Below are 19,434 nucleotides of genomic sequence, written 5' to 3'. Positions count from 1 at the left end.
TAAAAAGGAGACCCCGATGGGCATTTTCGATTTCCTCTCCGGCCAGTTCATCGACGTCATTCACTGGGTCGACGACACGCGCGACACCATGGTCTGGCGGTTCCAGCGCGAGGGCCACGAGATCAAGTACGGCGCCAAGCTGACCGTGCGCGAAGGGCAGGCGGCGGTCTTTGTGCACGAAGGCCAGCTGGCCGATGTGTTCACGCCCGGGCTTTATATGCTCGAGACGAACAACATGCCGATCATGACGACGCTGCAGCACTGGGATCACGGCTTTCAGAGCCCGTTCAAATCCGAGATCTACTTCGTCAACACCACCCGTTTCAACGATCTGAAATGGGGCACCAAGAACCCGATCATCTGCCGCGATCCGGAATTCGGCCCGGTGCGCCTGCGCGCCTTCGGCACCTATTCGGTCCGGGTGACCGACCCCGCGCGCTTCCTGACCGAAATCGTCGGCACCGACGGCGAATTCACCATGGACGAGATCAGCTTTCAGATCCGCAACATCATCGTGCAGGAGTTTTCCCGCACGCTCGCCCGGTCCGGCATTCCGGTGCTGGACATGGCCGCCAACACCCGCGAGCTGGGCAAGCTGGTGGCCCGCGACATCGCGCCCAAGCTGACCGAATACGGGCTGACCATTCCCGAGCTCTACATCGAGAACATCTCGCTGCCGCCCGCCGTCGAAGAGGTGATGGACAAGCGCTCGTCGATGGGCGTGATCGGCAATCTGAACGAATACATGCAGTTCCAGGCCGCCGAAGCGCTTGGCCGCGACGGTGGCAATGCCGCGCTGCAGGCTGGGCTCGGGGCCGGGCTGGGGATGCAGATCGGCCATCAGGCCGCCGCCGGAATGGCCGGGCAAGGCCCCTGGGGCGCAGCACCTCAGCAGGCCGCCGCACCGGCCCCCGCCGCCGCCGCGCCGCCGCCCCCGCCGGTCGAGCATGTCTGGCACATCGCCGAGAACGGCGAGACCAAGGGCCCCTTTTCCAAGGCCACGCTGGGGCGTATGGCCGCCACCGGCGATCTGACCCGCGACAGCTATGTCTGGACCGCAGGTCAGGACGGCTGGCTGCCCGCCGGAGAGGTGCGCGAACTGGCCCAGCTCTTCACCGTGCTGCCGCCGCCTCCGCCACCGGGGATCTGACGCGGCAATGACCCGCCGACGCCTGACCATAGCCCTGCACTGGGCGGTTTTTCTGTTGCTGATCCTGCTGATTTCCGGCGGGACCGGCTCACCGGTTTTATCCTGGGCCTTTGTCGTCGCGGCATTGATCTTTTCGGGCAGCGGCCTGGTTTTCGGCCTGATGACGGGTGCCGGGCCGATGCTGTCCGGCACGGCCCGTTCGGCTCATCCCTGGATGCACCGCGCCATGTATGTGGCCAGCGCGGCCACCGCCCTGGTGGTGGCCGCCGACCGGCTGGAACAGGCGCCGCCCTGGCCCGAACCGTCGCTGGCTCTTATGCTGTTGCTTTCCATTGCGTCGCTACACGCGATCTTTCATCTGTGGCGGCACACGGCGCTGGGGGATGGCGCACTTCGGCTCATGACACCGCGCGCGTTGCATGGCATCCTCTGAACCCAGTGTTTTACCCTGAAGGCCTTTTTCCATGACCGACGCGTTTGCCGCTCCACCCGCCCCTCCGAAACCCGTCGAGGAACACCGCTTCCCCTGCCCCAATTGCGGCTCTGACTATCGCTTCGATCCGGCGCGCTCGGAAATGATCTGCGACCATTGCGGGTCGACCGAACAGGTGGACGGCCCCGGCCCCTGGGACGGCGGCATCAAAGAGCTCGATTTCAAGGCCGCGCTCGACAACCTCCTGCCGTTGCAAGAGATGGAGGAGACCCGCGTCTCGCATTGCCCCAACTGCGCGGCGGATGTCGAATTCGACCCCAACGTGCACGCCGCCGAATGCCCGTTCTGCGCCACGCCCGTGGTCGCCGACACCGGCACCCACCGCCATATCAAGCCGCGCGGCCTGTTGCCCTTCGCGCTGGACGAAAAATCCGCGAAAACGGCGATGACCGATTGGCTCGGCGCGCTCTGGTTCGCGCCCAACGGGTTACAGGAATACGCCCGCAAGGGCCGCCGGATGCAGGGCATCTATGTCCCCTACTGGACCTTCGACGCCGACACCAAGTCACGCTACACCGGCCAGCGCGGCACCGTTTATTACGAATCCCGCACCGTCACCCGCAACGGCAAGACCGAGACCGTCCAGGTGCAAAAGGTACGGTGGAGACCCGCCTCGGGCCGGGTCGCGCGGTTCTTCGACGACGTTCTGGTGCTGGCCTCGACCAGCCTGCCAAAGCATTACACCGACGCGCTCGAACCCTGGGACCTTGCCGCGATGGAGCCCTACCGCCCGGAATTCCTCGCCGGGTTCCGGGCCGAGGGCTATTCGGTCGACCTCGACACCGGCTTTACCGAGGCCCGGCACAAGATGGACCGCGTGATCGAACGGGACGTCAAGTTCGACATCGGCGGCGACCGCCAGCGCATCAGCAATATCGACACCACCGTCAGCGACGTGACCTTCAAGCATATCCTGCTGCCGGTGTGGCTTGCCGCGTACAAGTACCGCGGCAAGACCTATCGCTTCGTCGTGAACGGCCGCACCGGAAAGGTGCAGGGCGAACGGCCATGGTCGGGCTGGAAGATCGCCTTCGCCGCGACGCTGGCGATGATCGTGGCTGCTGGTGTCGGCTACCTGATCGCGCAGAACCAGTAAAAGCTCAGCCCCGCTTAACCGCGATCGTCTTGCCCGCCCCCTTGTCGGGCGCGCGGCGCGGCACGGTGATGTTCAGCACGCCGTCCTTCATATGCGCCTCGGCGCGGTCGGCATCCGCATCCCCTGGCAGCCGGAAAGACCGCCGGAACGATCCGTATTCCCGTTCGGTGAAATACCAGGTATCGCCCTTCTCCTCGCGCGTCGCGCTCTTCTCGCCGCTCACGGTCATCACCCCGTTCTCGACGCTCAGTTCCACCTCGTCCTCGCCCACGCCGGGCAATTCGACGCTGATGCGATAGGCGTTTTCGTCCGACGACGCATCCGACGCCGGCGACAGCCAGTCGCTGATCCGATGCCCCAGCCCGCGCAGCGGCGCATAAAGCTGCGGCCACAGACCGCTGTTCCGATCCGTCTCGACCATTCTTTCTCTCCTCTTGCTGGTGTGACGTTCCGGGCAAGCCTAGCGCAGCGAATCGTGGCACAAATTGATCACGCGCAGTGCACGGGGCTTGTTCACAAGCGCCGCAATCGTCTAGTTAGCGCAAACACGAACAGGAGACCCCGATGATCCTCTGCTGTGGCGAAGCCCTGATCGACATGCTGCCCCGCACCACAACCGCGGGCGAGCCCGCCTTTGCCCCCCATGCCGGTGGCGCGGTTTTCAACACCGCCATCGCGCTCGGCCGGCTGGGCGCCCCGTCGGGATATTTCGGCGGGCTGTCGGATGACCTCTTCGGCCAGCTTCTGACCGAAACGCTGGATGCCTCGCGCGTCGACAGCGCGCTTGCCCCGCGCGCCGCACGCCCCACCACGCTGGCCTTCGTCACCCTGACGGACGGGCACGCCAAATACGCATTCTACGACGAAAACACCGCCGGGCGCATGCTGACCAAGGCCGACCTGCCCGACACCTCCGCCTGCGCCGCGCTCTTCTTCGGCGGCATCAGCCTGGTGTCGGAACCCGCCGCCGACGCCTACGCCGCGCTCTGCGCGCGCGAGGCGGGCCAGCGCCCGATCATGATCGACCCCAACATCCGCCCCGGCTTCATCACCGACGAACCCCGCTACCGCGCCCGGCTGAACGCCATGCTTGGCGCCGCAGACATCGTCAAGATCTCGGACGAGGACATGGCCTGGCTCGGCACCACGCCCGAGACGCTGATCGCGGGCGGCACGGCGCTGGTGCTGATCACCCGCGGCGCCGAGGGCGTCGATGCCCACAATGCGGCGGGCCAAATCCGCGTGCCCGCCCACAAGGCGACGGTCGTCGACACCGTGGGCGCGGGCGACACCTTCAACGCGGGGCTTCTGGCCGGTCTCTGGCGCGCGGGCCAGCTTGACCGCGATCTGCTGCGCGCCACCCCGCTCGACGCTTTGCGCCCGGCCATCGACCTCGGCGCCCGCGCCGCCGCCGTCACCGTCAGCCGCGCCGGCGCCAACCCGCCCTGGGACACCGAACTATGAGGGCGCTGCTCCAGCGCGTCACCCGCGCCTCCGTCTCGGTCGACAACACCGTGATCGGCGAGATCGGCCCGGGCCTGTTAATCCTGATCTGCGCCATGCAGGGCGACACCGAGGCCGAGGCCGACCGCCTCGCCGCCAAGATCGCCAAGCTGCGCATCTTCAAGGACGACGCGGGCCGAATGAACCGCGCGCTCCTTGACACAGGCGGCGCAGCGCTGGTGGTCAGCCAGTTCACCCTCGCCGCCGACACGCGCCGCGGCAACCGCCCCGGCTTCTCCCCCGCCGCCGCCCCCGAAGACGGCGAACGGCTCTACGAATATTTCGCGGCGCAAATCCAGGCCCAGGGCATCCCCACCGCCACCGGCCGCTTCGCCGCCGATATGGCGGTCAGCCTCACCAACGACGGTCCGGTCACGATCTGGCTCGACACCGCCGACTGACCCCGCTCTTCTTCTTGGGACAAATACTCCCGCCGGAGGCTCCGCCACCGGCCACAGACCCCAACGCCCGCACCAACGCGTCACCCCGCCAAACGCCCCGAGGCAGCCCGCCAGCGGCGGGCAACGAGACATAAAGCGCGCCGCAGGCGCACCTTTGTCTCACCCGGATCAGGGCTCGCTCAGGGCCTCGCGGGATTTGTAGAGCGGTTTCAGAAGATAATGCAGCACGGTCTTCTCACCGGTGTGCAGCGCCACCTGCGCCTGCATGCCGGGGCGGATCTCGATGCGGGACTGCCGCTCGCTCAGCCCGTCGCGACCGACCCGCAGCGTCACCCTGTAATGCGCCTGGCCCCCGGCCTTGCGCTCGTCCTTGAACGTGTCGGCGGATATGACCTCCACCTGCCCCTTCAGCGTCCCGTAGATCGTGTAATCATAGGCCGACAGCTGGATCGTCGCCTCCTGCCCGGGCCGGATATTGGCGATGTCCTCGGGCGCGACCTGCGCCTCGACGAACAGCTCCTCGTCCAGCGGGATGATCTGCAGGATCTCCTCGCCCGGCCGCACCACGCCGCCGATGGTGCTGACCGACACGGTGTTCACCACCCCGTGCATCGGCGACACCAGCACCGTGCGGTTCAGCTGATCCTGCGAGGATTTCAGATTCTGCCGCAGCGTCGCCAGCTCCTTCAGCGTGTCGGAATACTCCTGCGCCCGGGCCAGTGCGGCCTGGGTGACGATCTCGTCGTATCGGCTCTGCGCATCCGCATGGGCCTTGCGGGCGCGGGTGACCTCGATCAGCGCCACGACCTTCTTGTCCAGCAGGTCCTCCAGCAGCCGCTTTTCGCCTTCCGCCTGTTCCAGCACGCGCAACGCGCCTTCGCTGCGGCTTTGAACGTCGGTCTGCCGGGCCATCAACAGCGCCCGTTCCGAGGCCACGATATCCGGCGACCGCGCCGCCAGGTCGCCTGGTACGTCAAAGACCGACGCCCCCGCCAGCTCTGCCTCAAGCCGCAGACGACGAATTTCCAGCGCGGTGATCTGGTCGCGCAGGTCGTCGACCGAGGATTGAAACTGCGTGCCGTACAGCCGTGCCAGCACGTCGCCGCGCTGCACTTCGTCGCCTTCGCTCACCAGAAGTTCGGCGAGAATCCCGCCTTCGAGGTTCTGGATGATCTGCGGGCGCGACGAGGACACGATCTCGCCCTCGGCGCGGACGATCTCGTCGATCCAGGCAAAGGCCGCCCAGACCACAAAGACCGCAACCGCCGCCACGCAAAGCCAGATGGTCAGCGACGGCCCCGCCATGCGGCGCAACAGCTGGGCGGACAGGCCGGTGTCGGCGACGGCCATGCCCTAGCCCCCCTGCCCGGCGCTGCGCAGATGATCGAGCACCTGATCGCGCGGCCCGTCGATCACCATGCGGCCATTGGCCAGGATCAGCGTGCGCGTCGCCAGCGCCAGGATCGGCACCCGGTGGGTGGCGATCACCGCGGTGCGCCCCGAAAGCCAGGTCTCGAGCCGCGAGATCAGCGTCTTTTCCAGCGTCTGGTCCAGCGCCGCCGTGGGCTCGTCCAGCAGGCAGACCTCGGGGTCCTGCAACCACAGCCGCGCCCAGCCGATGCTCTGGCGCTGGCCCACCGACAGCCCCTCGCCGCCGTCGCGGATCTCGAGGTCGAGCCCCCGGGGATGGGCCTTGACGAATTGCCCCAGCCCCGCGAAATCCAGCGCCGCGTAAAGCCGGTCGTCGTCGCGCTCGAGCAGGCTGAGGTTCAGGTTGTCGCGCAATGTGCCGTGAAAGAGCCGCACCTCCTGCCCCAGATACCCGACCGAGCGGCGCAGGTCGCGCGGGTCGATCTGCGCCATCTCGACGCCGTCGATCCGGACCTGCCCGGTGGCGGGCGCGTAAAGCCCGCTCAGCATCTTCAGCAGGGTCGACTTGCCCGACCCGTTGGCCCCCAGCACCGCGACGGTCTGGCCCGGCAGGATCGTCATCGCCCCGATGTCCAGAACCGCGGCCCCCTCGGGATCGTAGCGATAGGTGACGTCCCGCAGATCGTAACGGCCCTCAAGCATGGTGCGGCGCAGATAGCTGCGCGCCGCGCTGCGGTCCTGTTCCGCGCCCGCGATCCCGTCCAGCCCGTCCAGCGCCGCCTTGACGTTGCCCCAGCGCGCCATGATCCCCGCGAGCTGCGTCAGCGGCGCCAGTGTGCGCGAGGTCAGAATGCCCACCGCGATAATCGAGCCCACGGTGAATTCGCCTGCAAAGACCAGGTAGGTCCCGGTGATCACCGCGCCGACATAGGTCGCCTGCTGCACGCCCTGGCTCCAGAAGGTCAGCCTGGCCGCCAGCCTGCGCTGATCCGAGGATTTCAGCGCCTGCACCGCCACCAGCTGATCCCAGATCCGGGCAAAGCGGTCTTCGGCGCGCTGGGTCTTGATCGTGTCGAGCTCGACCACCGCTTCCTGCAACAGGCGGCTCTGCCGGGCGCTGGCGCCCTGCATCTCTTGCGTCAGCCGGAGCATCCTCTTTTGCAGAAAGATCCCCGGCACCACCATCAGCAGCCCGCCCGCCACCAGCACCCAGACCACCGATCCGCCGATCGACCAGACCAGCAGCAGAAAGACGAAGATGAACGGGATATCGGCCAGCGCGCCCACGGTCGAGGCGGTGAAGAACTCGCGCACCGAGCCGAATTCGCGCATCGACGCGAAAAGCTGCGATGGCGAGCGCCCGGCGCTGTCCGACCGCATCCCCAGAAGTCGCGACATCAGCACCTGCTGCACGCCCAGCTCGATCTGCCGCCCCGCGCCGTCCAGCAATTGCGACCGCGCGATCTTGAGGAACGCCTCAAGCAGCAGCGCCAGCGCCGCGCCGATGGCCAGCACCCACAGCGTCGCTTCGGATTGATGCGGGATCACCCGATCGTAGACCTGCAACGAAAAGAGCGCCACCGCGACCGCCAGAAGATTGGCCACGAACGACCCAAGCGCCACCTCGGCAAAGTGGCGGCGAAAGCGCGCGAACTCACCCCAGAACCAGTGTTTGCGCTGGGTCACGGCCGCGTGCAGATCGCCAAGCCGCGCAACCGGCGCGTCGCCGCGCAAGAGCGTGCCGCTGAAATGGGGGGCGAAATCCTCGATGAACACCTCGGCGCGTTTGTCCTTTTCGCCTGCGTCGTAGACGGTCAGCGGGCCGGCATCGTGCTCTTGCCCCAGCACCAGAACCGCCTGCCCGTTGGTCATCAGCGCCAGCGCCGGCCACATCCGGGGTGTCGGGTGTGTGGTCTCGATGGCCTCGGCCTCAAGCCCGGCGGCGCGCAGGCCCGCCAGAAGAGCGTCCGCCCCGTAACGGTCATCTTTGGCGTTCTGCGCCAGGGCCTGCAGGATATCGTCGCCGTTCGCCTCGATCCCGCAGAGCCCGGCCTGCACCCGGATCAAACCGGCCCGAGCGCGGGCGCGGTCCGAGTAGCGGGGCGCGCGGGCTGGCGTGTTGGCCGGGGCCGCCTGCGGCACGGCGCGCAACACCGCATTGCGGGCGCGGCCCGCCAGGACCGAAATCGGCGTTGCGCTCAAATCTGCTGTCCTTCGGCCAACGCCCCTTGCAGCCTGGCAATCGTCAGCTCGGCGCGGGCGGCCTTGTATTTCAGTTCCAGTTCGCGCTCCAAAGCGGCGGAATAGGTTTCATAGACGCCGACCACGTCCATGACCTGCCGCTGCCCGCCTTCGTACTGGCGCTGGAACAGGTCGAGGTTCTGGCGGGCCTGAATGCTGAGGCCGCGCGCCTCGGCGGCCTGACGGCGCAGGGCCTCGAGCTGGCGCTGCTCGGACTGCAATTTGCGCTGCGCCTCTTCGCGGGCCTCGTCGACCCTGCGTTCGGCGGCCACCTTGCCCGCCTCGATGGCGTCCAGAGCCGCGGGCGTGCCAAAGCCGATGCCCTGATCGGTCAGCACATTTGCCCCGCCAGACGCGCCGTCGCCATCGACGGTGACCGTCGCGCCCAACCCCGGCAGGTGCCCCGCGCGGGCGATCCGCGCCTCGGCCAGCGCCCGGTCCCGTTCGGCCATGGCGCGCAACACGGCCAGAGGCGTGCCGCCGGGCGCCGGGCCCAGCCCACCCAGGCCGCGCAGATCGCTCAGCGGCCCAGCCGACATCGCGCCCAGTTCGGCCAGCGCCGTCACGGTCTTTTCGCCCGCCGCATCGGCCTTGGCGCGGATGCTCGCCAGTTTTTGCCGCAGCACGTTCAGATCGGAAGGATCCGACACGCCGCCCCGGACGCGTTCGTTCATGACCCATTCGAACCGCGTCATGTCCTGCAGCGCGACGCTGTAATGCTTTTGCGCCTCGCGCCCCTCCTCGGCCTGAAGATAGAGCGTCAGGGCCTCGAAGATGCGGGTGTTGCCGTCCTCGGTCAGCGCCACGGCGGCCAGTTCGACATCGGCCTTGGCCAGATCGCGTTCGGCCTGTTTGCGGCCGTTGTCGAAGAGCACCTGATTGATCAGCAGATCCGCCGCGAAATCGCCCAGCGACGTTAGCGAGACGCGGGGGCTGAGGGTCGGCAGCCAGTTCTTCTGCGCGGCCTCGGCGCGCAGCCGCGCGACTCGCAGCTCTGCCTCGGCGACGCGGCTGTCCGCCGCCATGACCGACGCAGCCACCTGCGCGTAAGCGCTGCCCTCGACCAGCGCGCTTTGCCGCGCCTGCAGCGCCGCGATGATCAGAGAGGCCGGCGCGACCTCTCGCGGCGCCTCTGCCGCGGGGCCGAAGGGCGCCGACAGAAACCGCGTGACGCCTTCGTCCTTCATGCATCCCGACAGCAGCGTCGCCGCCGCCAGAATGCCCAGAGCCTGCCTGCCCGTCATATTCATTACCTGCCTCCGTGGCCGGGCCGCATCGGCCCCGGCCCCTGGTTACAAACCGGCTCAGATCGTGACGTTGGTGATGTCGTCCTCGATCAGCACCGTCGCCTCGCCCAACGTGTAGACGTTGAGCACCTGTCCCTCGGACCCAAGCCCCGTGCCGCTGTGCTGCGCCCCGGTGATCGTGACCGCATCGTCCGCGCCGCCCTGGATGGTCAGCGTGTCCGCGTTCGACGACAGCGCCAAAAGCTGCGCCTCGGTGATCGTCAGATGGCTGTCCTCGGCGAATTGCAGGTCGATTGTCTCGATCTGGAACGCCCCCAGCTCGGCCGCCAGCTGATCGGTCATGGCCACCTCGGAGGTGGCCGGATCGTCGGCCACCAGATAGGTGCCGGTCTGGTTGCCCGCCGCATCCGTGGCCCGCACCACCAGATGCGATCCGTCCGCCACCGTCGGCGAGAAGGCAAACCCGGTTTCGCCCAGAGAGGGGACATCGAATTCGCTGGTGCCGACCGCCTCGATCCCGAAGGCGCCGTCGGTTTCGACCACATGGGCGATGTCCACAGCGTCGTCCTGGGTCGCGATGCTGATGCCGCGCAAACCGGTCAGGTCGCGGGTATAGCTTTCGACGATGGGCGCGTCCGGCGCGTCGGTGTCGATGGCGATGCTCATGGTTTCAGAGAGGGTGTTGCCCGCGGCGTCCGTCGCCTCGATCAGCACTTCGGCCGACAGCGTGCCTTCTGGGATCGCGCCGGGCGGGATATCCACGCTCCAGCCGGTGCCGCTGACGGTGGCCACATGGGCGACGCCGCCGATGGTCACGACGACCGCTGACCCAGCCTCGACCTCGCCGTCGAGCGTAAGGCCCGCGGCAGCCTCGGCGGCGTTGATCACACCGTCCGCGCCGCCCGGGGTCGACGCGATGGCGAAGTCGCGCACGAAGGTGTCGATCCGCACGTCGCCGCTGGCGCTGGCGACATTGCCCGCCGCATCGGTTGCAACGGCCGTGGCCGTCAGCGTGGTCTCGCCCTCGGGCAGGTCCGAGGCGGCGAAATCCGCGCTCCAGCTGCCGTCCTCCGCCACGGTTGCGGTGTGGGTAACACCGGCCAGGGTCACCTCAACCGCGCTGTCCGGGTCGGCGGTGCCAACAAGGGTGATGCCATCGCTGCGCTCGACGGCATTGACGATGCCGTCGCCTTCCAGCCCGGAGGTGTCGATACCGACACCGATGACCGTGTCGACCGCGACGCTGCCCGAGGCGCTGGCGGTGTTCCCGGCGGCGTCGGTCGCGGTGACGGCAATGGCGGCGCTGTAGGTGCCCGCGGCGATGTCGGCGCCGGGTACGGCGACCTGCCAGGCGCCGTCGTCGCCGGCGGTGGTGGCATAGGTGAAGGACTGGAATGTGACCTCGACCACGGCGCCGGGATCGGCCTGGCCCGTCACGCTGAAGCCGCCGTCGGCTTCGGCCGCGGTGACCAGATCGTCGCCGCCCGCAAGACCGCTGTCCAGCGACACGCTGATCTGGGTGTCGACACCGAAGCTGTGGCTGGTCGTGGCGACGTTGCCCGCCGCGTCGGTCGCGGTGGCTGTCGCGGTCGTCGTGTAGGTGCCCGCGGCCAGCATCGTGGCGTCGAACGAGACGGTCCAGGCCCCGTCGGACCCGACGCTCGCCGCCTGCGTCACGTCACCGATGGTGACCATGACAGCCGACCCGGGGTCGGACGTTCCGGTCAGGGTGACGCCGCCTTCGTCATATTCCGCCGCGTTGATCAGGTCGTCCCCGGTCAGCGGCGTTCCGGTGATCTCCACCGCGCCGACGGTGTCGATCTGCACGTCGCGGCTGGCGCTGCAGGTATTGCCCGCCGAGTCCGAGGTGCTGGCGGAGATCGTGCCGGTATATTCCCCGCCCGCGAAATCGGCCGAGGTCACAGGCAGCGTCCAGACGCCATCGGCGCCGGTCGTCACCTCTTGGGTCAGATCGCCAAAGCTGACCAGAACCACGGCGCCGGGGGCCGAGGTGCCGGTGATGTCGAACCCGGCATCGGCGTCTTCGCCGTTCACCAGATCGTCGCCGCCCACCGGGTCGATGGCGATGGGATGCGGAACGGTGTCCACCGCGATCACATCGTCGACCACGGTGACGTTGCCCGCCGGATCGGTTGCGATGATGGTGATGTCCTGCTCGTATTCGCCGCCAGGCAGGACCGCGTCGTCGAGCGAGACGGTCCACGTCCCGTCGGGGGCCACGTCCACGGGAACGTCGGTCTCGCCGATGGTGACCACGACGGTCGCGCCTGGCTCGACCGTGCCGGTGACGTCGGCGCCGTCCTGGTGATCTTCGGCATTCACGATATCGCCGGCGGATACGGTGCCGGTCTCGACCTCCACGGGCGGCGGCATCGTGTCGATCAGGACCTGCGGCCCCTCCAGATCGTGCTCGATCCCGTCTGGATCCAGCACATTCACCTCGACGCGGTAGTCACCGTCGGGGGGGAAGCTCTCGTACTCGAACACCGCTTGCCAGGTGCCGTCGTCGCCGGGTTCGACCGTGACCTCGCGGTCGCCGATAACGACCCGCACCGTCGAGCCGGGAACGGCGGTGCCGGTCACCGTGACAGTCGGGTCGTCCTCGCCGTTCGCGTCGATATCCGCATCGGGATTGTCGACCGTGGGATCGGGAAGCGCTGTCGGATTTCCGCCGCCGCCTTCACTGTCGCCGTCGCCGCCGATCAGCGTCGTGCCCACCAGCCCGACCCCAGCTGCGGCGCCGCCCCAGCCCAGGCCGCCCAGCCCGCCGGTGCCAAGCAGGGACGAGCCCAGCATGCTGACCTCTTCCTCCTCGGGCATGCCCGCCACGACCTCAGGCTGGTCGACGAAGAACAGATCGTCGGACGGGCTCCATTTGCCCCAGGCTTCGGCCGGGCCGTATTGCGCCTGCAGCCCACCGTTGCCCATGTCGGCAAAGGCAACCTCGTTCAGCTCGCCCCGGGCGCTCAGGAACAGCCGGTTCGGCAGGCCCGGGCCCTGTTCGAAATACCCCTCGAGCACGATCACCCTTCCGTCGGCGAGGGTGATCATCAGGTCGTCGGCGGCGCGGTCATAGCCACGCAGGTCCGAAGCCCGGAGGTGCAGGGAGATTTCATTTCCGGTTCCGGCGTCGATGAGAAACCCCTCACCCGCACCGGCAACCGTACCACGATGCGCCGTGCCCATAGGGGCACGAACGACAAACTCGATCGATTTCATGGCGTCACCGCTCTGCCTCTGTGACAGCACTGTTTATTGTCGGCTGTCTTGTTGTTTGGCGGAGTGGTTACCTTAATTTTGCCATTTTCCCTAGTGCGAACTTCGGGCCGATTCGTTTTTTTGCCGCCGATGCGGCGGGATGTTGTGCAAAATCAAAAGCCCAGCCCGAGCGTGCTCGCGTCAAAGTTTAACGACCTGACCGGTGCGCGCGGCCGCCTGCGCCGCGTGGCCGATGCGGACAGCCCAGGCCCCATCGCGCAGCCCGACCTCGGGCGCGCCCCCGCCGCGCACGACCTCGAGGAACTTTTGATGCTGGTAGAATGTCGATCCGTTGTGATCGCCCGCAGCCAGCAAGGTCGGGTCCACCGGGATCTCGACGGTCTGCGGCCCCTTGGGCTGACGCGGGCTGACGACGACCTGCGCGGTGGGCGGCAGGCCCAGATGGGTCGGCCAGAAGCGGCCGGGGCCGGGCACGAAAGCCTCGATCTTGCCTTTGGGGCCGACGGCAGACAGCTCTTCCTGGTAACGCGCGCCCTCGGCGTACATGCAGAGTTCCAGCATCGCGCGGGCGCCGCGGGCGAATTCCACGATCACATAGGCGCTGTCCCAGATATCCGGGACCTCGCCGGCATAGGTTTCGTCCAGGTGGTTCACGACCTGCCCGCCGCTGGCCATCACCCGCACCGGGTCGTCGTTCAATACCAGCCGCATCAGGTCGAAGAAGTGACAGCACTTTTCGACCAGCGTCCCCCCGGTGTTGCGGTTGAAGCGGTTCCAGTCGCCGACCTTGGGCAGGAAGGGAAAGCGGTGCTCGCGGATGGTGAACATGGTCACCCCGCCGGTGGCTCGCGCGGCCTCTTCGACGAAGGTCTGGATCGGGGGCATGTAGCGGTATTCCATCGCCACCCAGACCGGCGCGGAATAGCTTTGCGCAAAGCTTTCGATATGTGCTGCGTCGGCGGGATCGGTGTAAAGCGGCTTTTCCATCAGCAAAGGCAGGGGCCGGGTGCGGGCGATTTCGTCCATCTGCGCGACGTGCAGGTGGTTCGGGCTGGCCACCAGCAGGCAATCGAGGCTGTCGTCCGCCAGAAGATCGGTCAGCGTCGGACAAAGCCGGGCGTTGGGCGCGATAGCTTTGGCGGCATTGGCCATGATCTCGTTCGGCTCATAGATCGCGGCGACGCGCGCGCCGGGCAGCAGGGCGATGTTGCGCAGGTGCTCCTGCCCCATCATGCCGCAGCCGATGATGCCGTAGTTCAGGATTTTGTCGTTCACGGGGGTGTCTTCCTTTAGGCGATGCGCGCCACGTAGGCGGCGACATCGGTGTCGATCCAGTTGCGGGAAACCTCGGCCCGCGCGCCGTCCTGCGCCCAGGATACGCGCGACGCCATCAGGCAGGGCGCGCCGGGGCGCGGCGCGAAGGCGGAAGGGGACCAGTCGGGCACCCGGTCCAGCGTCAGCCGGTCCTCGGCCCGGGCGATCCAGAGGCCAAGGCGTTCGCGGTAGTAAAGATAGAGCGATTCCGACAGGTCGCCGGCGGTCAGCGTTTCGGCATAGCCGCCATCGAGCCAGATCTCCTCCAGCACCGCGGGCCGGCCATTGAGCCGCCGCAGCCGGCGAATCCGGTGGCCCCGGGTGCTGGTGCCGAAGTCCGGCAGATCGGCGGGTTTGTCCAGCGTGTCGACCCCGAGGATCTCGGCGGTGGGCAGGCCGCCGCCCTCGTGCAGCTCGACCCGGAAGAACGCATAGACCGATTCGGCGTCCGTCCTGGCGCGGACGTAATTGCCCGACCCCTGCACGCGTTCCAGCAGGCCCTTTTCGGTCAGGTCCGCCAAGGCCTTGCGCAGCGTGCCCACCGAGGTGCCCAGCCGCGCCGCCATCTCGCGTTCAGGCGGCAGGCGTTCGCCATCCGTCAGACGCCCGGCGGCGATCTCGCGGATCAGCATCTCGCTCAGCTGCACATAGAGCGGCAGGGCGTGGCGGTCGGACAAGGAAGGCCTCGGTCGAAAGAATTGATACAGTATTGATCTACATCAAGCACGGTGCTACGCAAGTGGAAATGATACAGCCCACAGGCACCTTATGACCGTCGTTCCCATCACCTCCCCCGATCTCGACGCCGCCGAGGTGTCGTGGTTCGCCGCCCTCTGCTCGGACGATTACGAATTCCTCGGCGTGCCCGACGGCAAGCTGCGGTCAAGCTGGGCGCATTGTTCGTCCATCGTGAAAGAGGCCGAGGCGCAGGGCTTTCGCAACATCCTGTGCCCCTCGTCCTACCAGGTCGGGCAGGACACGCTGTCGTTCGTGGCGGGCTGTGCCCCGATCACCGAAAAGATCAACATGCTGGCCGCCGTCCGCTGCGGCGAGATGCAGCCGATCATGCTGGCCCGCACCATCGCCACGCTGGATCACATGCTGGAAGGCCGGCTGACGGTGAACATCATCTCGTCGGATTTCCCCGGCCAGAAGGACCCCTCGCCCTACCGCTACCAGCGTTCGCGCGAGGTGGTCGAGATCCTCAAGCAGGCCTGGACCCAGGACGAGATCAACCACAAGGGCGAGGTCTATGATTTCGAGGGGCTGACCACGGACCCCGCCAAGCCTTACCAGACCGGCGGTCCGCTGCTTTACTTCGGCGGCTATTCGCCGGATGCGCTGGAACTTTGCGGTCAGCATTGCGACGTCTACCTGATGTGGCCCGAAACCCGCGACGCGCTGGCGCAGCGGATGAAGGATGTGCACGCGGTGGCCGAACGTTATGGCCGCACGCTGGATTACGGGCTGCGGGTGCATGTCATCGTGCGCGACACCGAGGCAGAGGCCCGCGAATACGCCCAGCACATTGTCAGCAAGCTTGACGACGATCAGGGCCGCGCGATCCGCGAACGCGCGCTCGACAGCGGCAGCCTGGGCGTGTCGCACCAGGCCAAGAACCGCGAGCTGGCGGATATGGAAGGCTTTATCGAGCCGCATCTGTGGACCGGCGTTGGCCGGGCGCGGTCGGGCTGCGGGGCGGCGCTGGTCGGATCGACCGACCAGGTGCTGTCCGAGCTGGAGCAATACCAGAAGATGGGCATCCGCGCCTTTATCCTGTCGGGCTATCCGCATCTGGACGAATGCCGCCATTTCGGCGCCCGCGTCCTGCCGCAGCTCAAGACATGCTCATTGCCGCAGGCCTATGGCCGCGTGCCCGCCGAAACACCCAAGACGCCGCTTGGCGCCGGAGAGCGCCGCTGACGCGCCCCGGCCGCACAGCGCAATAAAGGAATGATGATGGACCGCGTATCGCTGACCGACGATCTAAGCTTCAGCCGCCTTGTCTATGGCATGTGGCGACTGGGCGACGACACCAACACCGCGCCCGAACACGTCCGCGCCAAGATCGCGGCTTGCCTCGATCAGGGCATCACGACGATGGACCAGGCCGACATCTACGGCGGCTACGAGGCCGAGGAGATCCTCGGCAACGCGCTGACCAAGGATCTGCGCAACCGGATCGAGATTGTCACGAAATGCGACATCGTCGCACCGGTGGGCCGCTACGCCGAGGCGCGGGTCAAGCATTACGACACCAGCCGCGCGCATATCCTGTCGTCGGTCGACCATTCGCTCCGGCTGATGCGGATCGAGCACATCGACCTTTTGCTGATCCACCGCCCCGACCCGCTGATGGATGCCGAGGAAACCGGCGCGGCGCTGGACGAGGTGGTGAATTCCGGCAAGGTCCGCGCGGTGGGCGTGTCGAACTTCATGCCCTACGACTGGGAGCTCTTGCAGGCCAGCATGGCCACCAAGCTCTGCACCAACCAGATCGAGATGAGCCTGCTGGCGCACCAGCCCTTCACCGACGGGCAGCTGGCGTTTTTGCAGCGCCACAAGATCCCGCCGATGGCATGGTCTCCGCTGGGCGGCGGCGCGATCTTTACCGACAGTGCGCATATTGCCCTGCGCGACGCGATGCAGCGCATCGCGGACGCGCAGAATGTCGAACCCGGCGCCGTCGCGATTGCGTGGCTCTTGGCACATCCCGCACGAATTCTACCTGTCCTCGGCACCAATAATCTGGACCGGATCGCCCGCATCGGCGATGCTGCGAAGGTCCACCTGGATCGGGAGACATGGTTTGAGCTTTACACCCACGCTTTGGGGCGCGAAGTCGCCTGAGGCACAGTCAGTACACGGAAACGCCGGTCGGGTGACCGGCCTCGCGATCACAGGAAAGCATCCGGGATGAACGCCATGTCGCAAAGTTTCGACCCCGCCGGGACCAGCTCGCGCGCGTTCCGCGATGCGCTGGGGCGCTTTGGCACCGGCGTCACCGTGGTGACCTGCGCCACCGGGGACGGCCCGCTGGGCATCACCGCCAACAGTTTCGCCAGCGTGTCGCTGGACCCGCCGCTGGTGCTTTGGGCGCCGGCGAAGGGGTCGTCGCGCTATCCGTTTTTCGCCGCCGCCGATCACTTTGCCATTCACGTCATCGGCAGCGACCAGGCCGAGGTCTGCCAGGGCTTCGCACGGTCAGGAGACGCGTTCGACCGGTTCGCATGGGAGGAGGGCGCGCATGGCGTGCCTTTGTTGCAGAACTGCCTGTCGCGTTTCGAATGCACTAAAACCGCCGAACATGACGGCGGCGATCATACGATCGTCGTGGCGCGGGTCACGCGCGTCACCACCCGAATCGGAGAACCGTTGATGTTCTTCGGCGGAAAATACGGGGGCTTCACGCCCGCGACATAATCCGCCCCGATAAAAACCGGTAAACGGGGGGGGCGCATAGGGAGGAGAGGCCGATGGCCGCATTGCTGGGGATCCTGCGCCCCCTGCAATTCGTGAACGACCACATCCTGCGGCTTGGCCGCGGGTTCGCGGTCATAGCGATTGCATTGATGGTGGTGTGTATTCTGGTGCAGGTGTTCATGCGCTACGTCATTAACAACGCCCTGCCCTGGCCCGAAGAGGCCGCGCGTTTCCTGATGCTTTGGATGACCGGGCTGATCGCGCCCTCGGCCTATCGCCGGGGCGGCTTCGTGGCCATCGACACGCTGACCATCACCCTGCCCCCGCGCGCCGCCGCGGCGCTGTCGCTGGTGTTGCTGTTCCTGGCGACCATCGTGCTGGTCGTGGGCCTGCAACTGGGGCTGAAGCACGTCAAGTCCGGCTGGCTCTTTGCGTCGTCCTCGCTCTACCTGCCGCTCGAGGTGATCGGGCAGAAGGGCTTCAAGATCAAACTGGCGTGGATGTACCTGTCGCTTTACGTCGGGCTGATCTTGCTCTTGGTCGTCAACATAGAACTGATCCTGCGGTCGCTTGTGACCATGCTGGGCGGCGAAGACCGCCTGCGCCCGCTGATGGATTCCGAACTGAGGGTCGAATAGATGCTGATCTGGTTCTTGCCCCTCTTTCTGGTGTTCCTGATGATCGGCCTGCCGGTCTTCTTCGGCATGCTGGCCGCGCCCGGCATCCTGCTGTGGCTGAACGGCCAAGAGCGCGACCTGTCGCTGCTCTACCGCAACGTCTATAACGGCATGGACAGCTTTCCGCTGATGGCGATCCCGTTCTTCATGCTGGCGGGCGAGCTGATGAACCGTGGCGGCATCACCATGCGGCTGGTGGAATTCAGCCAGGCCATGATGGGCCATTTCCGCGGCGGGCTGGCGCATGTGAACGTGCTGTCCTCGATGCTGTTCGCGGGCCTGTCGGGGTCGGCGGTGGCCGACACCTCGGCGCTGGGGTCGATGCTGATCCCCGCGATGGAGAAAGAGGGCTACACCCGCCGCTTCGCCGCCGCGATCACCGCCGCCAGTTCCGTGATCGGGCCGATCATCCCGCCCTCGGGCATCATGATCATCTACGCCTATGTCATGGGCGAGAGCGTCGCCGCGCTGTTCCTGGCGGGCATCGTGCCGGGGATCCTGGTTGGTCTGGGGCTGATGATCATGGTCAAGGTCATGGCCGACAAATACGACTTCCCCGCCTCGACCGCTAAATCCACCTGGTCCGAGCGGGGGCAGGCCAGCCTCAAGGCGTTCTTCCCGCTGCTGACGCCGGTGATCATCCTGGGCGGCATCCTGATGGGCGTCTTCACCCCGACCGAGGCCGCGGCCGTGGCGGTGGCTTATGCGATCATCATCGGGATGTTCGTGCTCAAGACGCTGAGGGTCGGCGACCTGCCGGATGTGCTGATGCGCTCGGCCATGACCTCGGCGGTGGTGCTGCTGCTGGTGGGCGCGGCGATGGCGTTCAAGACCGTGGTCAGCCTCAGCCATGCGCCCGAACAGCTGGCCGAGATCATCCTGGGGCTGTCGCAGAACCCGCTGGTCCTGCTGTTCCTGATCAACCTGCTGCTCTTCGTGGTGGGGATGTTCCTGGATGCAGGGCCGGCGATCATCATCCTGGGGCCGATCCTGGGGCCGATCTTCGTCGAGCTGGGCATCGACCCGATCCACTTCGCGATCATCATGTCGGTCAACCTGACCGTGGGCCTGGCCACGCCGCCAATGGGGCTGGTGCTCTTTGTCGCCTCGTCGGTCAGCGGCGAGCGGGTCGAGACCATCGCCCGCGCGATCCTGCCCTTCCTCGCGGTCGAAATCCTGGTGATCTTCCTCATCACCTTCATCCCCGAGATATCCATGACCATTCCGCGCCTTACCGGGTTCGCGGACTGACCCACCGGGCGGCGACGCCCATGAACC

Annotated in this window: 17 protein-coding genes; 10 read left to right on the top strand and 7 right to left on the bottom strand. The window is 66.9% G+C overall.

The window, feature by feature from the left end; translation table 11 throughout:
* Nucleotides 1-16 precede the first annotated feature (16 nt).
* Genes RXV88_RS01040 through RXV88_RS01030 form a run of 3 tightly spaced genes read left to right on the top strand, consistent with a single transcriptional unit; the run spans nucleotide 17 to nucleotide 2,739 of the window.
* Nucleotides 17-1,150: an SPFH domain-containing protein gene (locus RXV88_RS01040; RefSeq protein ID WP_316289881.1), complete on the top strand. Its 1,134-nt coding sequence runs from the start codon at nucleotides 17-19 to the stop codon at nucleotides 1,148-1,150.
* A gap of 55 nt (nucleotides 1,151-1,205) precedes the next feature.
* Entirely contained in the window at nucleotides 1,206-1,583 is a 378-nt protein-coding gene (locus RXV88_RS01035; RefSeq protein WP_316289880.1) for a hypothetical protein, read from the top strand.
* Nucleotides 1,584-1,614: 31 nt separating this feature from the next.
* Nucleotides 1,615-2,739, top strand: a complete 1,125-nt coding sequence (locus RXV88_RS01030; protein ID WP_316289878.1) for a TFIIB-type zinc ribbon-containing protein — start codon at nucleotides 1,615-1,617, stop codon at nucleotides 2,737-2,739.
* Between the two features lie 4 nt (nucleotides 2,740-2,743).
* Here the strand turns inward: RXV88_RS01030 and RXV88_RS01025 are convergent, their stop codons facing one another.
* Nucleotides 2,744-3,160, bottom strand: a complete 417-nt coding sequence (locus RXV88_RS01025; RefSeq protein WP_316289876.1) for an Hsp20/alpha crystallin family protein — start codon at nucleotides 3,158-3,160, stop codon at nucleotides 2,744-2,746.
* A gap of 143 nt (nucleotides 3,161-3,303) precedes the next feature.
* Here RXV88_RS01025 and RXV88_RS01020 point away from each other — a divergent pair, with 143 nt between their 5' ends.
* Both RXV88_RS01020 and dtd read left to right on the top strand, forming a co-directional pair.
* Nucleotides 3,304-4,203, top strand: a complete 900-nt coding sequence (locus RXV88_RS01020) for a carbohydrate kinase (protein WP_316289874.1) — start codon at nucleotides 3,304-3,306, stop codon at nucleotides 4,201-4,203.
* The gene (gene dtd, locus RXV88_RS01015; protein WP_316289872.1) at nucleotides 4,200-4,643 is read left to right on the top strand and encodes a D-aminoacyl-tRNA deacylase; all 444 of its coding nucleotides are present in this window, start codon (nucleotides 4,200-4,202) and stop codon (nucleotides 4,641-4,643) included. The genes RXV88_RS01020 and dtd overlap by 4 nt, the downstream gene beginning before the upstream one ends.
* 168 nt (nucleotides 4,644-4,811) lie before the next feature.
* Here dtd and RXV88_RS01010 read toward each other — a convergent pair whose 3' ends face one another.
* The 6 genes from RXV88_RS01010 to RXV88_RS00985 all read right to left on the bottom strand — a co-directional run bounded on the left by RXV88_RS01010 (nucleotide 4,812) and on the right by RXV88_RS00985 (nucleotide 14,733).
* Nucleotides 4,812-5,993 carry an HlyD family efflux transporter periplasmic adaptor subunit gene (locus RXV88_RS01010; protein WP_316289871.1) on the bottom strand — a complete coding sequence of 394 codons (1,182 nt, stop codon included), beginning with the start codon at nucleotides 5,991-5,993 and terminating at the stop codon, nucleotides 4,812-4,814.
* A 3-nt stretch (nucleotides 5,994-5,996) separates the two neighbouring features.
* A complete protein-coding gene (locus RXV88_RS01005; RefSeq protein WP_316289869.1) occupies nucleotides 5,997-8,216 on the bottom strand; it encodes an ATP-binding cassette domain-containing protein in 2,220 nt (739 codons plus the stop codon).
* The gene (locus RXV88_RS01000) at nucleotides 8,213-9,505 is read right to left on the bottom strand and encodes a TolC family protein (protein WP_316289867.1); all 1,293 of its coding nucleotides are present in this window, start codon (nucleotides 9,503-9,505) and stop codon (nucleotides 8,213-8,215) included. Before RXV88_RS01000 ends, RXV88_RS01005 begins: the two co-directional genes overlap by 4 nt.
* 54 nt (nucleotides 9,506-9,559) lie before the next feature.
* Nucleotides 9,560-12,742 (bottom strand): Ig-like domain-containing protein, encoded by a 3,183-nt coding sequence (locus RXV88_RS00995; protein WP_316289865.1) that lies wholly within the window; start codon nucleotides 12,740-12,742, stop codon nucleotides 9,560-9,562.
* Between the two features lie 180 nt (nucleotides 12,743-12,922).
* Nucleotides 12,923-14,017 carry a Gfo/Idh/MocA family oxidoreductase gene (locus RXV88_RS00990; RefSeq protein ID WP_316289864.1) on the bottom strand — a complete coding sequence of 365 codons (1,095 nt, stop codon included), beginning with the start codon at nucleotides 14,015-14,017 and terminating at the stop codon, nucleotides 12,923-12,925.
* 14 nt (nucleotides 14,018-14,031) lie between these two features.
* Nucleotides 14,032-14,733 carry a GntR family transcriptional regulator gene (locus tag RXV88_RS00985; RefSeq protein ID WP_316289863.1) on the bottom strand — a complete coding sequence of 234 codons (702 nt, stop codon included), beginning with the start codon at nucleotides 14,731-14,733 and terminating at the stop codon, nucleotides 14,032-14,034.
* 91 nt (nucleotides 14,734-14,824) lie between these two features.
* Here RXV88_RS00985 and RXV88_RS00980 point away from each other — a divergent pair, with 91 nt between their 5' ends.
* From RXV88_RS00980 to RXV88_RS00960, 5 genes are all read left to right on the top strand, one after another.
* Nucleotides 14,825-15,979 (top strand): LLM class flavin-dependent oxidoreductase, encoded by a 1,155-nt coding sequence (locus RXV88_RS00980; RefSeq protein WP_316289861.1) that lies wholly within the window; start codon nucleotides 14,825-14,827, stop codon nucleotides 15,977-15,979.
* Nucleotides 15,980-16,015: 36 nt separating this feature from the next.
* Nucleotides 16,016-16,906: an aldo/keto reductase gene (locus tag RXV88_RS00975; RefSeq protein ID WP_316289858.1), complete on the top strand. Its 891-nt coding sequence runs from the start codon at nucleotides 16,016-16,018 to the stop codon at nucleotides 16,904-16,906.
* A 66-nt stretch (nucleotides 16,907-16,972) separates the two neighbouring features.
* The gene (locus tag RXV88_RS00970; protein ID WP_316289856.1) at nucleotides 16,973-17,479 is read left to right on the top strand and encodes a flavin reductase family protein; all 507 of its coding nucleotides are present in this window, start codon (nucleotides 16,973-16,975) and stop codon (nucleotides 17,477-17,479) included.
* A gap of 53 nt (nucleotides 17,480-17,532) precedes the next feature.
* Nucleotides 17,533-18,117, top strand: a complete 585-nt coding sequence (locus RXV88_RS00965; RefSeq protein WP_316289853.1) for a TRAP transporter small permease — start codon at nucleotides 17,533-17,535, stop codon at nucleotides 18,115-18,117.
* The gene (locus RXV88_RS00960) at nucleotides 18,118-19,407 is read left to right on the top strand and encodes a TRAP transporter large permease (protein ID WP_316289851.1); all 1,290 of its coding nucleotides are present in this window, start codon (nucleotides 18,118-18,120) and stop codon (nucleotides 19,405-19,407) included.
* Nucleotides 19,408-19,434 lie beyond the last annotated feature (27 nt).

The sequence above is a fragment of the Aestuariicoccus sp. MJ-SS9 genome (assembly GCF_032586235.1).
Lineage (GTDB): Bacteria > Pseudomonadota > Alphaproteobacteria > Rhodobacterales > Rhodobacteraceae > Aestuariicoccus.
This window is presented reverse-complemented; position numbering and strand designations above follow the sequence as displayed.

What these genes read in the sequence shown, in the direction of transcription:
- RXV88_RS00995 (WP_316289865.1), bottom strand. Translation starts at nt 12,742, where the DNA reads ATGAAATCGATCGAGTTTGTCGTTCGTGCCCCTATGGGCACGGCGCAT.
- RXV88_RS00970 (WP_316289856.1), top strand. Translation starts at nt 16,973, where the DNA reads ATGAACGCCATGTCGCAAAGTTTCGACCCCGCCGGGACCAGCTCGCGC.
- RXV88_RS00975 (WP_316289858.1), top strand. Translation starts at nt 16,016, where the DNA reads ATGGACCGCGTATCGCTGACCGACGATCTAAGCTTCAGCCGCCTTGTC.
- RXV88_RS00980 (WP_316289861.1), top strand. Translation starts at nt 14,825, where the DNA reads ATGACCGTCGTTCCCATCACCTCCCCCGATCTCGACGCCGCCGAGGTG.
- dtd (WP_316289872.1), top strand. Translation starts at nt 4,200, where the DNA reads ATGAGGGCGCTGCTCCAGCGCGTCACCCGCGCCTCCGTCTCGGTCGAC.
- RXV88_RS01025 (WP_316289876.1), bottom strand. Translation starts at nt 3,160, where the DNA reads ATGGTCGAGACGGATCGGAACAGCGGTCTGTGGCCGCAGCTTTATGCG.
- RXV88_RS01030 (WP_316289878.1), top strand. Translation starts at nt 1,615, where the DNA reads ATGACCGACGCGTTTGCCGCTCCACCCGCCCCTCCGAAACCCGTCGAG.
- RXV88_RS01040 (WP_316289881.1), top strand. Translation starts at nt 17, where the DNA reads ATGGGCATTTTCGATTTCCTCTCCGGCCAGTTCATCGACGTCATTCAC.
- RXV88_RS01010 (WP_316289871.1), bottom strand. Translation starts at nt 5,993, where the DNA reads ATGGCCGTCGCCGACACCGGCCTGTCCGCCCAGCTGTTGCGCCGCATG.
- RXV88_RS01000 (WP_316289867.1), bottom strand. Translation starts at nt 9,505, where the DNA reads ATGAATATGACGGGCAGGCAGGCTCTGGGCATTCTGGCGGCGGCGACG.
- RXV88_RS00960 (WP_316289851.1), top strand. Translation starts at nt 18,118, where the DNA reads ATGCTGATCTGGTTCTTGCCCCTCTTTCTGGTGTTCCTGATGATCGGC.
- RXV88_RS00965 (WP_316289853.1), top strand. Translation starts at nt 17,533, where the DNA reads ATGGCCGCATTGCTGGGGATCCTGCGCCCCCTGCAATTCGTGAACGAC.
- RXV88_RS01020 (WP_316289874.1), top strand. Translation starts at nt 3,304, where the DNA reads ATGATCCTCTGCTGTGGCGAAGCCCTGATCGACATGCTGCCCCGCACC.